The organism is Caenispirillum salinarum (genome assembly GCF_044803115.1).
Classification (GTDB): Bacteria; Pseudomonadota; Alphaproteobacteria; order Rhodospirillales; family Rhodospirillaceae; genus Caenispirillum; species Caenispirillum salinarum_A.
This window is the reverse complement of record NZ_CP085224.1, coordinates 2,604,838-2,619,353: the sequence shown is the minus strand read 5'-3', so window position 1 is coordinate 2,619,353 and position 14,516 is coordinate 2,604,838. Positions and strand designations below refer to the sequence as shown.

General features: G+C 67.2%; 10 protein-coding genes. 7 read left to right on the top strand and 3 right to left on the bottom strand.

Annotated features, from left to right (window positions below; all coding sequences use genetic code 11):
• Positions 1–111: 111 nt before the first annotated feature.
• Positions 112–873, top strand: a complete 762-nt coding sequence (locus tag LG334_RS12010) for a M48 family metallopeptidase (RefSeq protein WP_404378413.1) — start codon at positions 112–114, stop codon at positions 871–873.
• A 124-nt stretch (positions 874–997) separates the two neighbouring features.
• Here LG334_RS12010 and uvrA read toward each other — a convergent pair whose 3' ends face one another.
• On the bottom strand, positions 998–3,847 hold the full coding sequence (gene uvrA, locus LG334_RS12005) for an excinuclease ABC subunit UvrA (protein ID WP_404378412.1): 2,850 nt from the start codon (positions 3,845–3,847) through the stop codon (positions 998–1,000).
• A 272-nt stretch (positions 3,848–4,119) separates the two neighbouring features.
• On the opposite strand from uvrA, the gene LG334_RS12000 reads away from it, so the two are divergent.
• The 4 genes from LG334_RS12000 to LG334_RS11985 are packed head-to-tail and all read left to right on the top strand — an operon-like array spanning position 4,120 to position 7,362.
• A complete protein-coding gene (locus LG334_RS12000) occupies positions 4,120–4,812 on the top strand; it encodes an ABC transporter ATP-binding protein (protein ID WP_404378411.1) in 693 nt (230 codons plus the stop codon).
• Positions 4,809–5,513, top strand: coding sequence for an ABC transporter ATP-binding protein (locus tag LG334_RS11995; protein ID WP_404378409.1), 705 nt, complete (start codon positions 4,809–4,811; stop codon positions 5,511–5,513). Before LG334_RS12000 ends, LG334_RS11995 begins: the two co-directional genes overlap by 4 nt.
• 14 nt (positions 5,514–5,527) lie before the next feature.
• Positions 5,528–6,385, top strand: a complete 858-nt coding sequence (locus LG334_RS11990; RefSeq protein WP_404378408.1) for a branched-chain amino acid ABC transporter permease — start codon at positions 5,528–5,530, stop codon at positions 6,383–6,385.
• Positions 6,385–7,362: a branched-chain amino acid ABC transporter permease gene (locus LG334_RS11985; protein ID WP_404378406.1), complete on the top strand. Its 978-nt coding sequence runs from the start codon at positions 6,385–6,387 to the stop codon at positions 7,360–7,362. The genes LG334_RS11990 and LG334_RS11985 overlap by 1 nt, the downstream gene beginning before the upstream one ends.
• Positions 7,363–7,431: 69 nt before the next feature.
• Here the strand turns inward: LG334_RS11985 and LG334_RS11980 are convergent, their stop codons facing one another.
• Positions 7,432–10,098: an MMPL family transporter gene (locus LG334_RS11980; protein WP_404378405.1), complete on the bottom strand. Its 2,667-nt coding sequence runs from the start codon at positions 10,096–10,098 to the stop codon at positions 7,432–7,434.
• Between the two features lie 192 nt (positions 10,099–10,290).
• On the opposite strand from LG334_RS11980, the gene LG334_RS11975 reads away from it, so the two are divergent.
• Together LG334_RS11975 and LG334_RS11970 are read left to right on the top strand one after the other, a co-directional pair.
• Positions 10,291–10,923 (top strand): MEDS domain-containing protein, encoded by a 633-nt coding sequence (locus tag LG334_RS11975; protein WP_404378404.1) that lies wholly within the window; start codon positions 10,291–10,293, stop codon positions 10,921–10,923.
• Complete coding sequence (locus LG334_RS11970; protein ID WP_404378403.1) at positions 10,916–11,341, top strand: hypothetical protein; 426 nt, start codon at positions 10,916–10,918, stop codon at positions 11,339–11,341. Before LG334_RS11975 ends, LG334_RS11970 begins: the two co-directional genes overlap by 8 nt.
• A gap of 56 nt (positions 11,342–11,397) precedes the next feature.
• Here the strand turns inward: LG334_RS11970 and LG334_RS11965 are convergent, their stop codons facing one another.
• The gene (locus LG334_RS11965) at positions 11,398–14,511 is read right to left on the bottom strand and encodes a molybdopterin dinucleotide binding domain-containing protein (RefSeq protein WP_404378401.1); all 3,114 of its coding nucleotides are present in this window, start codon (positions 14,509–14,511) and stop codon (positions 11,398–11,400) included.
• Positions 14,512–14,516: the final 5 nt, after the last annotated feature.

The following is a 14,516-nucleotide window of genomic DNA, read 5'->3' as shown; positions in this document are numbered from 1 at the left end:
AACCATGGATATCGTTGCGAACGCGGAAGATTATTGGGCGTCGGCGCGCTTGCCACAAGGGCTCCGCGCCATCACCTTACACGGTGGCATAACCCCATGAGAGGTAAGAGGATGACCTGTGGCTGTGGCTTGCTGTCCCGGCGCCGCGTGCTAACGCTGGGCGGTGCGGCTCTGGCTGCGCTGCCGCTGACTGGCTGTGACGACGGCGACTGGCCGATCGACCTGGTCAGCGACGAAACAGTGCGCGAAATGGGGCTGGTGAGCTGGCGCCAACTGAAGGAGCAGACGCCGCTGTCCGACCAGGCACGCTTTCATCAGGTGCTGGACACCATCGGTAGCCGCATGCTGCGCGCCATGGGCGAAGACCCGCAGGCGTGGGAGTTGCAGGTGTTCGAGGGCGACGCCGTCAACGCCTTCGCGCTTCCGGGCAACAAGATCGGCGTGTTCGAGGGCATGATGCGCTTCGCCCGGACAGAGGCGCAACTCGCCGCCGTGGTGGGGCACGAAATCGGCCACCATTTGGCGGAACACGCGCAGGAGCGCATGAACGCGGCCGTCGCCAAGGATTTCGGGCTGGAGGCGGTGGAGTTCTTCCTGGACATCGGCGACGTCGCCTATGGGCGGGAAATCGCCGCCGTGCTCGGCCTGGGCGTGGAGGTCGGCCTGACCCTGCCGTACACGCGCGAGCACGAACTGGAGGCCGACCGCCTTGGCCTGCGGCTGATGACGGATGCGGGCTACGATCCGCGCGCCGCCGTGCAGCTTTGGCGCCGCATGGCGGGGCAGGGCGGCGGCCAGCCTGCCTTCCTGTCGACCCACCCGGCACCGGCCGACCGTGCCGAGCGGCTGGAGGAGATCATTCGGGGGGCGTGAGGAGACTGGAGATGGATCCCGGCTTTCGCTGGGGGGGCGGGATATTTTTGTAGACAGAACCGATACTTAAATCGCCGTCATTGCCGCGAAAGCAGGAATCCACATCCGTTATCAACTTCCAACATCACGCCCGCAGCCGGGTCGCCACGTTGGTCAGGTAGGGCTCCAGGTAATGCCCGGTGTGGCTTTCCGGGGCCTTGGCGACCTCTTCCGGCGTGCCCGCCGCCACGATGCGGCCGCCGCCCGAGCCGCCCTCGGGGCCGATGTCGATGATCCAGTCGGCGGTCTTGATGACCTCCAGGTTGTGTTCGATCACCACCACCGTGTTGCCCTGGTCCACCAGGTGATGCAGCACCTCCAGCAGCTTTCGGACGTCCTCGAAGTGGAGGCCGGTGGTGGGCTCGTCCAGGATGTAGAGCGTGCGGCCCGTGGCGCGGCGGGACAGCTCCTTCGCCAGCTTCACGCGCTGAGCCTCGCCGCCCGACAGGGTCGTGGCCTGCTGGCCCAGGTGGATGTAGCCCAGGCCCACCTGCTTGAGCAGTTCCATCTTGTCGCGGATGGCGGGGACGGCCTTGAAGAACTCCGCCGCCTCTTCCACAGTCATATCAAGGACATCGGCGATGGATTTGCCACGATAGGTGACCTCCAGGGTCTCGCGGTTGTAGCGCTTGCCCTTGCAGACGTCGCAGGTGACGTAGACGTCGGGCAGGAAATGCATCTCGATTTTGATGAGGCCGTCGCCCTGGCACGCCTCGCAGCGCCCGCCCTTGACGTTGAAGCTGAAGCGGCCCGGCTTGTAGCCGCGCGCCTTGGCCTCCGGCAGCCCGGCGAACCAGTCACGGATGGGCGTGAAGGCGCCGCAATAGGTCGCGGGGTTTGACCGCGGCGTGCGGCCGATGGGGCTCTGGTCGATGTCGACGATCTTGTCGATGTGCACGATGCCGTCGATGCGGTCGTGCGGCGCAGGATGCTCGCGCGCGCCGTGCAGGGTGCGGGCAAGGCCCTTGTACAGCGTCTCGATCACCAGCGACGACTTGCCACCGCCCGACACACCGGTCACGCAGGTGAAGGTGCCCAGCGGGAAGTCGGCGGTGACGTCCTGAAGGTTGTTGGCCTTGGCGCCGATGACCGACAGGCTTTTGCCGTTGCCCGTGCGGCGCTGCGCCGGAACCGGCACGAACTTCTTGCCCGTCAGGTACTGCCCGGTCAGCGAGGCGTCGTCGTTCATCACATGGTCCGGCGTGCCCTGGGAGACGATGGTCCCCCCGTGCAGACCCGCTCCCGGCCCCATGTCCACCAAATGGTCGGCGGAGCGGATGGCGTCCTCGTCGTGCTCCACCACGATCACCGTGTTGCCGATGTCGCGCAGGCGCTTGAGGGTGGCCAGCAGGCGATCGTTGTCACGCTGGTGCAGGCCGATGGAGGGCTCGTCCAGCACGTACAGCACGCCGGTCAGACCCGAACCGATCTGCGAGGCAAGCCGGATACGCTGGCTCTCGCCGCCCGACAGGGTGCCGGAGGTGCGGGATAGCGTGAGGTATTCCAGGCCGACGTTGTTGAGGAAGGTCAGCCGCTCGTTGATCTCGCGCAGGATGCGGCTGGCGATTTCCTGGTCCTGGGGCTTGAGGTGCGGCGAAAGCGTCTCGAACCAGTGGCGCGCACCACCGATGGACAGGTCGGTGATGCCGGAGATGTCCTCGCCGGCGATCTTAACCGCCAGGGCCTCGGGCTTCAGGCGCTTGCCGTTGCAAGCTTCGCAGGGGGCGGAGGCGCGGTACTTGTCCAGTTCGTCCCGCATGTTCTGGGACTCGGTCTCGCGGTAACGCCGGCCGATGTTGGGGATGACGCCCTCGAACGGGCGTTCGGTGGTGAACGAGCGCGTGCCGTCGCGGTACTGCATGCGGATGGGCTCGCCGCCCGATCCGTGCAGGATGACCTCGCGCACCTTTTCGGGCAGGTCCTTCCACGGCGTCTCCATGTCGCACTCGAAATGCTCGGCGACGCTTTGCAGGGCCTGCTGGTAGTACGGGGAAACCTGTCCGGTCATGGCCCACGGCGCGACGGCGCCCTGGCGCAACGTCCTGCGCTCGTCCGGGACCACCAGCATGGGGTCGAAGTACATTTTCAGGCCCAGGCCGTCGCAGGTGGGGCAGGCGCCGAAGGGATTGTTGAAGGAGAACAGCCGCGGCTCGATTTCATCGATGGTGAAGCCGCTGACCGGGCAGGCGAATTTGGCGGAGAACGTCGTGCGCTCGCCCGACTTTGCGTCCTCGGCAAACGCCAGGCCTTCAGTCAACTCCAGGGCCGTTTCCAGCGAGTCGGCAAGGCGGCTCTCGATGCCCTCCTTCACCACCACGCGGTCGACCACGACCTCGATGTCGTGCTTCAGCTTTTTGTTGAGGGCCGGGACCTCGTCGATCTCGTACATCTCGCCGTCGACCTTCAGGCGCTGGAAGCCCTTGGCCTGAAGCTCGCGCATCTCCTTGCGGTACTCGCCCTTGCGGCCGCGCACGATGGGTGCCAGCAGGTAAAGGCGGGTGCCTTCGCCCATCTCCATGATGCGGTCGACCATCTGGCTGACTGTCTGGCTTTCGATGGGCAGGCCCGTGGCCGGGCTGTGGGGCACGCCGATGCGGGCCCACAGCAGGCGCATGTAGTCGTAGATTTCGGTGACCGTGCCCACCGTGGAGCGCGGATTCTTGGAGGTTGTCTTCTGCTCGATGGAGATCGCCGGCGACAGGCCCTCGATGCTTTCCACGTCGGGCTTCTGCATCAGTTCCAGGAACTGGCGCGCGTAGGCCGACAGGCTTTCGACGTACCTCCGCTGACCTTCCGCATAGATGGTGTCGAACGCCAAAGACGACTTTCCCGAGCCAGAAAGCCCCGTAATCACAATCAGCTTGTCGCGGGGCAGGGTGACGTCGACATTCTGAAGGTTGTGCTCGCGCGCGCCGCGTACGACGATCTCGTGCATGGGTTCGATTCACCGTTTGTCCTGAAGGCCCCCCTATATGGCCCGAACGTGGCCTCCTGCCAAGGGTTGGAACATTCGTTCGCCCCTGGCAACAGTCGGGCATTCGGCATTGTCATGGCGAGTGTCTTCCGCTATGACCGCCCGAATGGCCCCAGAGGGCCGAAAGACGTACAGGGAGCTGTTAAACTTTGATACGGATCGAGAACGTCTCAAAGTCCTTCGGCGGCATTCAGGCGGTTCACGCATGTTCCTTCGACATCGAGAAGGGGTCCGTGACCGGCCTGATCGGCCCGAACGGGGCGGGCAAGACGACGCTGTTCAGCATCGTCGCCGGTTTCGTAGCGCCGACCGAGGGGCGCATCGTCCTGGATGGCGAGGACATCACCCACCTGGCACCGCACGAACGCTTCCACAAGGGACTCGTTCGCACCTTCCAGATTCCGCAGGAGTTCTCGCGCATGACGGTGCGCGAGAACCTGATGCTGGTGCCCGCCGGACAGTCGGGCGAAAGCCTCTTCTCCGCCTGGTTCCGCCGGAGCCGCGTGTCGGCAGAAGACAAGCGCATCGCCGAGAAGGTCGACGAGGTGCTGGACTTCCTGGAGATCACCCACGTCGCCGACGAGGTGGCGGGCAATCTCTCGGGCGGCCAGAAGAAGCTCGTTGAACTGGGCCGCACCATGATGACCGACGCCAAGGTGGTCCTGCTGGACGAGCCGGGCGCGGGCGTGAACCGGACGCTGCTGAAGAAGATCACCGACGCCGTGCAGCGCCTGAACACGGAGCGCGGCTATACCTTCTGCATCATCGAGCACGACATGGACCTCATCGCCAGGCTGTGCGATCCCGTGGTCGTCATGGCCCAGGGCACCGTGCTGACCCAGGGCACCATGGACGAGGTGAAGGCCGACAAGCAGGTGCGCGAGGCATACCTGGGCGGCGGCATGAGCGGCGGGGTGGAAGCATGAGCCTTCTCGACATCAAGCAGATCCATGGCGGCTACGGCGGGATGAACATCCTGAACGGCGTCGACCTGACCGCCGACCGCGACGAGATCGTCGTCATCATCGGCCCCAACGGCGCCGGCAAGTCGACGCTGCTGAAGGCCGCCTTCGGCATGCTGAAGATCAACGAAGGCACCATGACCTTCGACGGCGAGGACATCACCCACCTGCGCCCCGACCAGCTGGTCGGCAAGGGCATCTCCTACGTCCCGCAGGAGCGCAACGTGTTCCCCAGCATGACCGTGCTGGAGAACCTGGAAATGGGGGCCTACCTGCGGAAAGACGACTACTCCAAGCAGATGGAGTGGATTTTCGATCTGTTCCCGCGCTTGGCGGAACGCCGCAAGCAGCAGGCCGGGCTCATGTCCGGCGGCGAGCGCCAGATGGTCGCCATGGGCCGTGCGCTGATGCTGGAGCCCAAGCTGCTGCTGCTGGACGAACCGACCGCCGGCCTGTCGCCGCTGTTCATCGACCAGACGTTCGAGCAGGTCAAGGCCATCAACAAGACCGGCGTCGGCATCCTGATGGTGGAGCAGAACGCCCGCCAGGCCCTGCACATCGCCGACCGGGGCTACGTGCTCACCACCGGCCGCAACCGCATCACCGACACCGGCGCAAACCTCCTCGCCAACGAGGAAGTGTCCGAAGTGTTCCTGGGCGGCTGACGGGGGAATTCATCGTGATCGACTTTCTGCAACTGCTCGTCTACGGCGTGGTGCTAGGCAGCATCCTGACGCTGGGCGCCATCGGCGTGTCGCTGATCTTCGGCATCCTGCGCTTCGCCCACTTCGCCCACGGCGACATCATGACGCTGGGCGCCTTCTCGGCACTGGCCGTCGTCAGCCTTGGGCTGCCCGTGCTGGTGGCCCTGCCCATCGCCATGGCCATCACCGCCGTCATCGCCGTGGTCATCGACCAGACCATCTACCGCAAGCTGCGGCGCACCGCGCCCGTCATCCTGCTGATCTCCAGCTTCGGCATGGCCCTGGGCCTGCGCAGCCTGATCCAGCTGATCTTCGGCCCCAACAACCAGGTGTTCACCAAGGGCATCCAGATGCCCTACCGCTGGGGCGACATCGTGGTGAAGCCCGACCACCTGCTTATCGTCGGCGGCGCCGTCGTGCTGGTGCTGGTGGTTCACCTGTTCCTGTCGCACACCAAGATGGGCAAGGCCATGCGCGCCATGTCCGACAACGTGGACCTGGCGGCGGCCTGCGGCATTCCGGCCGAGCGCGTGGTAATGTGGACCTGGATCCTTGCCGGCTGCCTGGCGACCGCCGCCGGCGTGTTCCTGGGCATGGACGCCCAGCTTCACCCGGTGATGGGCTGGAACATCCTGCTGCCGGTGTTTGCCGCGACCATTCTGGGCGGCATCGGCAAGCCCTATGGCGCCATTGCCGGGGGCATGGTGATCGGCATCGCCATGGAGCTGTCCACCATGGTCATGCCGCCGGTCTACAAGCCGGCCGTGGCCTTCGCGATCATGGTCGCCATGCTGATCTGGCGTCCCCAAGGTATTTTCAAGGGGCAGGCGTGATGGAACTGTCCGGACTGCTTTTCTACGGGATCTCGCTGCTGACGCTGGCGGGCATCTACGGAATTCTGTCGCTGGGCCTCAACCTGCAATGGGGCTTCACCGGTCAGTTCAACATCGGCATCGCCGGGTTCTTCGCCATCGGCGCCTATTCGACGGCCATCCTGACCGCCGCCCCCAGCAACAGCTTCATCGGCGGTTTCGGTCTGCCGACGCCCGTCGGCCTCGTGGTGGCCGTCATCATGTCGGGGCTGCTGTCGGTGTTGATCGGCTGGGTGACCATGCGATTGCGCACCGACTACCTGGCCATCGCCACCATCGGCATCGCGGAAATCATCCGCCTGCTGCTGAAGAACGAGGACTGGCTGACCAACGGCGTGCGCGGCATTCCAGCCGTTCCCAAGCCGCTGGGGCTGGACAGCCCGCTGGCCTTCCTGATCGGCGTCATCGTGGTGCTGGCGGTCGTCTATGTGCTCATGGAAGCCGCCCGCAAGAGCCCCTGGGGCCGCGTGCTGCGCGCCATCCGCGAGAACGAGAACGGCGTCATGGCGGCGGGCAAGAATATCCAGCGCTTCCGCCTGGAGGCCTTCGTGGTCGGCTCCACCGTCATGGGCCTGGCCGGCGGCCTGTACGCCCACTACTTCGGCTTCATCAGCCCCGAGGCGTTCGAGCCGCTGTTTGCCACCTTCCTGGTGTGGGTGATGCTCATCGCAGGTGGCTCGGGCAACAACAAGGGCGCGATCCTGGGCGCGGTGCTGATCTGGTTCGTCTGGTCGGGATCGGAGCTTGCGACCGGCTACCTGCCGGCGGAGAGGCAGGCCCAGGCCGGTGCGGTGCGCGTGCTGCTGGTCGCTGTCCTGCTGCAGGTCATCCTGCTGACACGTCCGCAGGGCCTGCTGCCCGAGGACATGGGCACCGGCCGCACGTCGGACCCGACGCCCAAGGAAGGCCGCCCGCGCAAGGTTCCGGCCGGGGAGTAGGGCAACACGTCCGCATCATCGGGAAAACGGCGGTCCGCACGGGCCGCCGTTTTTTTGACGAGATACACGCTACTCGCCGATGTTCACGTCCCAGCGCCGCCGCAGGGGGGCGACGGCCATGAGCGCGGGCAGCACCACCAGGGTGCACAGCAGCGTCAGGCCGACGGCCACCGTCAGCAGAATGCCCATGCTGGCCGTCCCGGCGTGATCACTGAGCGCCAGGCTGGCGAAGCTGCCGATGGTGGTCAGCGTGGAGTACACCACCGCGCGCGGCGTCGACGTATGCAGCAACTCCGACGCCCGGCCGGTGGCGCGGGCGCGCTGCACGATGTGGATGGCGCTCGCAACCCCCAGGCCGAACAGAAGCGGCAGCACGATCACGTTGGCGAAGTTCAGCGGAAGGCCGATCACCACCGACACGGCCGCCGTCATCAGCGTTGCCAGCCCCAGCGGCGCAAAGACGTAGACGATGCCGCGCACCGAGCGCAGCACCAGCAGCAGCAGGACCACCGTCGCGGCGGCCGATATCGCCATGGCTTCGAACAGCGACCACAGCACCGTGCGGCCGGCTTCCAGAATGGTCACCGGCGGGCCGGTCACCTCCGGCGCCACCGACCGCACCTCGCCCACGAAGTCGGCCAGCGCGGAGCGGTCATGGACGTCGACGGCCGGAACCACCTCCACCCGCGCCCGGCCCGTCTGCGACAGCCAGCGCGTGGTGACGGCGGGCGGCAGGTCCTCCAGCGCCACGGGTTGGGCCTCGAGCGCCATGTTCAGGTCGTCCAGCACCTTGGGCAGGGTCCGCATGAGGGCCGCCTCGGCCTCCTCGGGCGGAAGCTGGCCCAGAACGGCTTGCAGGCGCCGGGCCGCTTCCACCGTCTGCGGCCGATCCACGGCGCCTTCGGCAAGCTGATCGAGCGTCCGGCGCAGGTCGGCAACGGCCTGCTCAAGCGCCGTGCCTTCCGGCTGCGGCCGGCGTTCGGCGGCGAAGGCCGCGCCGAGCACCAGGGCCGCCTCGTCCACCAGATAAAGCTTGTCCTCCTGCTCGGTCGGCACGCTGGCGGCGATGGTGTTCGCCTCCTGCACCGTCTCCAGGGTCCTCAGCCGTTCTGCCAGGTCCTCGGCGGCGGCTTGGTCCTCGGCCAGAATCTGGGCGGCGTAGAAGTTCAGGTCGCCGGCGTCCATCAGGTCGTCCAGCGCCTGCACCGATGGCGCCTCCGGGTCCTTGAGGTTCAGCGGATCGAAGTCGAAGGACACGAAGGGCGCGAGCACCGCTGCGACCAGCGCGAGACCGGCCGCCGCGCCGACGATGGTCTTGGGGTGGTTCTCCAGCGTGCGCACCAGCCGCGCCGAGGGGCCGCGCGGCAGGCGGATGCGCCGCGGGTGCATGATGGAGATCAGCGCGGGCAGCACGGTCAGGTTCGCCAACAGCGCGATGCCCATGCCCATGCCGGAAATGAGCCCCAGCTCCGCCAGCCCGACGTAGGAGGTGGGCAGGAAGGCGAAAAAGCCGATGGCGGCAGCGATGGCGCTGAGCGTCAGGCTGTCGCCCACATCGCCGGCGGCCTCGTCCAGAGCCTGGGCGTGGGTGCGGCCGTGGTCGCGGCCTTCCTTGTAGCGCAGCGAGAAGTGAATGCCGAAATCCACCGACAGGCCGATGAACAGCACAGCGAAGGCGACGGAGATCAGGTTCAGCGCGCCCACCACGAACAGGCCGACGGCGGTGGTCCAGATCAAGCCCATCACCAGCGTCAGCAGCGCCGAGATGACCATGCGCACCGACTTCACGCCGAACCACAGCAGCACCGCCACCAGCACCAGAGAGATGAGGCCGGAAAGGCCCATGCCGGTGCGCACACTCTGCAGTTCATCGTAGGCGAGCGCCACCGGCCCGGTACGGTGGACCTCGACGCCGTATTCCGCCGCCAGGTCCAGGCGGTCGGTCAGGCGTTCCAGGGTGCGGATGGCCGTGGCGCCGGGCGCAAGGCCGGTGTAATCGATCTCCGGCTGGGCAACGATGATGCGGCGGACGGGGGCGGTCGCGACCGGCGGCTGCGCGTCGACCTCGACGCCGGTCGCCGCCTCTCCGGCCGCGGCGCCGCCTCCACCGAGCACGCCGCGCCACGACAGCACTGCGGTGGGATCATCGCCGGCCCGCGCCTCCGCCACCGCCGCCATGCGCGTCAGAATATCGTTGAGCTGCGCCGCCGCATCGTCGGTCAGGCGCTCGGGGTTCCGGGCCATCATGCCCAGCAGGTCCGACAGGCCGCGCAGGGACGGGTCCTGCCACAGCGGGCCAAGGAAGGGCTGCGCCTCCGTCAGGCGATCGACCGTATCCTCCAAGGTTTCAACATCGCGGTACAGCAGACCGTGACGGCGAAAGAAGGGGTCCGCCGCCGGATAGAACACGGTGTCGAACACCGTGTCCCGGCTCATGGCCTCGGCCAGACGGCCGGCGGCCTGCTCCACCAGTTCCGGCGTCTCCCCCTCAACCACCACCAGAAGGGTCCGGCTGAGTTCGGGGAAGGCCGCCCGCAGGTCCTTGGCCTGCTGACGGAAGGGCAGGGCAGGGTCCAGCATGTCCTCGGTTTCGGAGTTCACCGCCAGGTTGGTCGCCACGAACCAGGCTGACACGATGGTGAAGGCGACCGCCGCCGCCACGACGATCCATCGCCCTCGACAGCAGGCGCGCACCAGATGGATCATGAAACGGCGGTACCGGTCGGCGATGTTCACGGACACAAGGCCTCTCCCCTGGCGTTGGAACGCGGTCGGCAGTCTAGGGGAACCGGCCGGACCGCGCCATGACCCGGCCGGGCATGTTAGCTTTTCCTTTCGAAGAACGCCCAGGCGTGCAACAGTATCGTCCTGTCAGGGGATCATCTGTTTCCAAACGCGATAGTCGACCTTTTCGCCGGAGAGCGCACGATGAGCGGTCATGCCGCCTTTTCCATCGAGTCGATCCAGCCTGGGACGCATGTCTGCTACCTCTACGACAGCCGGGACCAACGGATGGACGCCATAGGGCGTATCATGGCCGGCGTCCTGGCGAATGGCGGGTCGACGGATTATTTCGCCTGCGAGACCGAGCTTGACCTGATCCACGACCATCTGGTCCAGCGCGGCATTCCCCGCGACCTGCTGGCCGAGCCGCATTTCCACTTCCGCGACGCCCGATCCACCTACGCGCCCGGCGGGCGGTTCGATCCCGCGGCCATGCTGTCGACGCTGCGCCATGGCTACGCAGAGATGCGCGGCAGGGTAACCGGCACCGTGTTCTTCACCGGCGAAATGGACTGGTCGCTCGATCCTGCCCTGCCGGGGGTGGACAAGCTGGTCGCCTACGAGCGGCAGGTGAACGCGGTGGTGGCCGACAGTCCGTTCAGCGCGATCTGTCAATACGACGCCCGGCTGTTCGACGGCGAGTTGCTCTTCCAGATTCTCAAGGCGCACCCGCTGATGCTGGTGCGCAACCAGATCGTGCCCAACCCGTACTACGACCCGCCGACCGGGTCGGACGCCCTTGCATGCTGTGACGGACACGCGCACGGTCATGCCTGACCCGACGGCGTCGCGTCTGTTGCTTCTGGTCTGCGTGGCGCGGTCCATGCCCGGTCGCCAGCAGTTCGAGGGATTCGTGGGCGCCGGGCTGAAGGAGGTTCCGGGTGTCCGCGGGGCGCAGGTGACGGCGCGCCTGGACCTCGACACCCCCGAGGCACCAGCCGGATGGCAGCGATTCCCGCTGGTCTCGGGCACCGAGACCTTCGGTGTGGTCGACCTGTGGATCGACGATCCGAACCAGTTCGCGCCTTGCGCCGATGACCTGCGGAACGCCATGAACCTGCTGGCCCTGGAGCTTGAACGCCGCGCCATGGCGGCGGCTCTGGAGGACGCCCAGGCGGCCCTCGAACGGGCCTATGACGAAATGGACGGCATGACCGAGGAGCAGTCGGGCCGCTCCACCCGCTCCTGGGGCTGAAACGGGGCGGTTGCCGCCGCATCCGCCCCGTCCCAACTCGCCCAGTACGGCGGTCGTCATGCCTTTTCCAGCCGTGCCGGCAGGGCGTTGCGCGCCGCCGAGCCGACCGCCCAGTCCCCCAGCGTCGCCCGGCCGTCGCGGGTGGGGTCCAGCAGGCCGATCTCGTTGAGGTTCACGCCGGCGGAGAAGCCGCCCAGGTCGGGCTGCATCAGGCCGTCGATCTCGTGCCGGCGGGCGCCCAGTTCGCTGTGACCGTAGCCGTGTTCCACCGCGATGGCCCCTGGCGCGATGCCGTGGCGGACCAGCGCGGTGGCGATGACGCTGCCCTCGGGCGTCGACAGCCGCACCGCGTCGCCCGAGACGATCCCCAGCCGTTCGGCGTCCTCCACGCCGATGGAGATGGGGTTGTTGGGGTGCACCTGGCGCAGGCGCGGCGCCCCGATGGAATAGCTGGACTGCATGTTGGACTTGTACGACGACACCAGGAACGGCCAGTCCTCGGCCTTGTAGTGGTCGCGGATCGCCGTGCCGTCGGCAAAGCGCTGCGGGAACCACGCCGGCGTGCCTTTGAAGCGCTCGCCGGTCATGGTGTTGACCGCCGTGCCGATGGCCTCGTTGTAGACGCAGAACCCGGCCGGCGCGGTGACCCTGTTGGTCAGCGCGTCCCCCTCATAGGCCTCCGCATAGTCCTGGAAGCGGCCGCCGCGGGCATAGACGTGCGCGACCTTGCGCACCTCCTCGGGCTTCAGGGCGCGTTCCAGTTCCGCCATGATGCGGGAGACGCCGGACAGGACGATGTCGTCATCGCTGGCGTCGGGCACGGGCGTGCCGGCATAGGCGACGTTGGCGCCGGCGCGGATGTACCAGTCCTCCGGCCGGTCGAGGGGATGCATGGCGCCCTCGGCGTCCTGTATCACCGCGTCGCCGAAGCCCGGCAGGCCCATGCGCTTGCCGACCGCTATGAAGAACATTTCCATGGTCACGCGGTCGCCCTCGTTCGTCCTGGCTTGGCGCGGCTCGATCACCGGCCAGCGGGCGGTGGACGCCTTGGTGACGGTGCCCGACCACGGCTTGGCCCAGCCCCAGCTTTCATACATCACGCTGTCGGGCACGATGTAGTCGGCGTTGGCATTGGTCTCGTTGATGAAGGCATCCACGGCGACGAACAGCGGCAGCACCTTGGGGTCCTTCAACTGCTCCCCGATGGCGGCCTTCAGCCCGGCGTGGCCGTAGATGGGGTTCGCCATGAAGCTGACGAGCGCCTTCAGGCCGTAAGGGTACTTGTTCACGGCGCTGGTCAGGTACTCTGTCAGCATAGGCGGCGAGAACGGGTACCACGGGGCCTTCGTGGGGTAGGGGCTTTCGCCCGCCGCCGTGCGGCGCTTGAACTCGCTGGTTTTCCGGTAGGGAAAGCGCGACCGCGACAGGAACACGCCGGCCGGCTTCACCATGCCGGGGAATTTCTTCAGGTTGTAGCGCGGCCCCGGCGCGAATTCCGGGAAGCCGCCCATGCTGTCGACCATGCCGCCCTTCTGGTTCCAGTTGCCGATCAGCAGGTTCAGCATCAGGACCGCGTAGGCCGTGTAGAAGCCGTTGGCGTGCATGGAGCCGCCGTGGGTGTCGATGGCGGCCTTCTTGCCGTGGGCGGTGAACTCTCGCGCCAGGCCCTCGATGACCTCGGGCTTCAGGCCGCAGAAGGATGCGTAGTCCTCGATGGTGTGGCGCTGCGCTTCCTCCTTGAGAAGCTGGAGGCTGGTCTTGACCGCGACCGGCCCCTCGGGCGTCTCCACCACGCTGTCATGGAGCAGCGCGGCCGGCGCCGGCTTGCCGTGCGGGCGGACGGTGCCGTCGGCGGCGTCGATGCAGAGGAAGGCGTCGCCCTTCTTGTAGCGCTCCGCGCCCTCCACGTCCGCCAGCGGCAGGCCCAGGTCGGAGGCGCGCAGGAAGCGGCCCTCGCGCGGGTGGCCTTCCTGGGTCACGACAAGGTGGCTGGCGTTGGAGAAGCTGGCCTCGCCCGCGGCCTCGGCGGCGGCAGGGCCGGGCTGCGACAGGTAGCGGGCGTCGAACCGCTCGTTCTCCAGGATCCAGCGGATCATGCCCATGGCGAGGGCTGCGTCGGTGCCCGGCGTGATGGGCAGCCAGCGGTTGCGCTCGTGCGCTGCCATGCTGGATGCATTGGTCAGCACGGGCTCCACCACCACATAATTCAGCACGCCCTCCGACCGCGCCTTGGCGACCATCCGGCCCTGGCGCTTGAACGGCTTGCCGGCGTTGCCGGGGCTGCTGCCTAGGAAGATGGCGAACTCGACATGCTCGAAGTCGGGCTTGCCGTGGGCGTAGCCTTTCAGGTCGTTCAGCACCGCGCCCGAGCCCACGCGCATGGACAGGCCGCAATAGCTGCCGTGGTGGGCATAGTTGCGGGTGCCGTAGCAGTTGAAGGCGAACCGCTTGAGGAAGCCCTCGCGTCCCTCGGACGTGGCGTGGATGACGGCCAACTGGTTGGCCTTGGGGCCGTACTCGGGGTTTTCCGGGTCCAGCGGCGTCTCCAGGTCGCGGATGGCGCGCAGGCCCTCGACGGAGCCCTCGCCGAACAGGTCGCCACCCTCGACGACTTCCTCCACCAGATGTTCGAAGCTGATGGTCTGCCATTTGCCCGAGCCGCGCGGGCCGACGCGTTTGAGGCATTCCGTCACGCGGTAGGGGTTCGTGATCTGCGCCAGCGCGGCGTTGCCGCGCCCGCAGGCGGTGGAGCGGCCGGCAAGCCCGGCCTCGCCCTTGGCGGTCAGCGACAGGAAGGCATCGCGGATGGAGGTCTCGTAGGGCAGGTGCCGTTCCGCCGACAGCGGGTGATAGGGATTGCCGGCGGTCCGCAGGACGGCGCCAGTCTGCTTGTCGGTGCGCACCCGCACGCCGCACATGGTGTTGCAGGCCATGCACATGGTGAACGCGACCTGCTGGTCGGGGTTGGGCACCAGATCGCCGGTCTCGGCGTCGACGGAGAATTCGGGCTTGGGGGCGTTGAAGGTGCGCGGGTCGCGCGGGGCCTCGCCGGCGGTGCCGTGGATCAGGCCCTCGGCGGTCTTGGCGATGGTTTCGCTGTAGCCCGCGCCGAAGGCGGCCAGGCCACCGGCGGCGGCGGCGCCCTTCAGGAGATTGCGGCGGGAAGTCATGGCGG

Excerpts from the sequence above, each read along its gene's own strand:
- LG334_RS12010 (WP_404378413.1), top strand. The coding sequence starts at position 112 with ATGACCTGTGGCTGTGGCTTGCTGTCCCGGCGCCGCGTGCTAACGCTG.
- uvrA (WP_404378412.1), bottom strand. The coding sequence starts at position 3,847 with ATGCACGAGATCGTCGTACGCGGCGCGCGCGAGCACAACCTTCAGAAT.
- LG334_RS11995 (WP_404378409.1), top strand. The coding sequence starts at position 4,809 with ATGAGCCTTCTCGACATCAAGCAGATCCATGGCGGCTACGGCGGGATG.
- LG334_RS11985 (WP_404378406.1), top strand. The coding sequence starts at position 6,385 with ATGGAACTGTCCGGACTGCTTTTCTACGGGATCTCGCTGCTGACGCTG.
- LG334_RS11975 (WP_404378404.1), top strand. The coding sequence starts at position 10,291 with ATGAGCGGTCATGCCGCCTTTTCCATCGAGTCGATCCAGCCTGGGACG.
- LG334_RS11970 (WP_404378403.1), top strand. The coding sequence starts at position 10,916 with ATGCCTGACCCGACGGCGTCGCGTCTGTTGCTTCTGGTCTGCGTGGCG.
- LG334_RS11965 (WP_404378401.1), bottom strand. The coding sequence starts at position 14,511 with ATGACTTCCCGCCGCAATCTCCTGAAGGGCGCCGCCGCCGCCGGTGGC.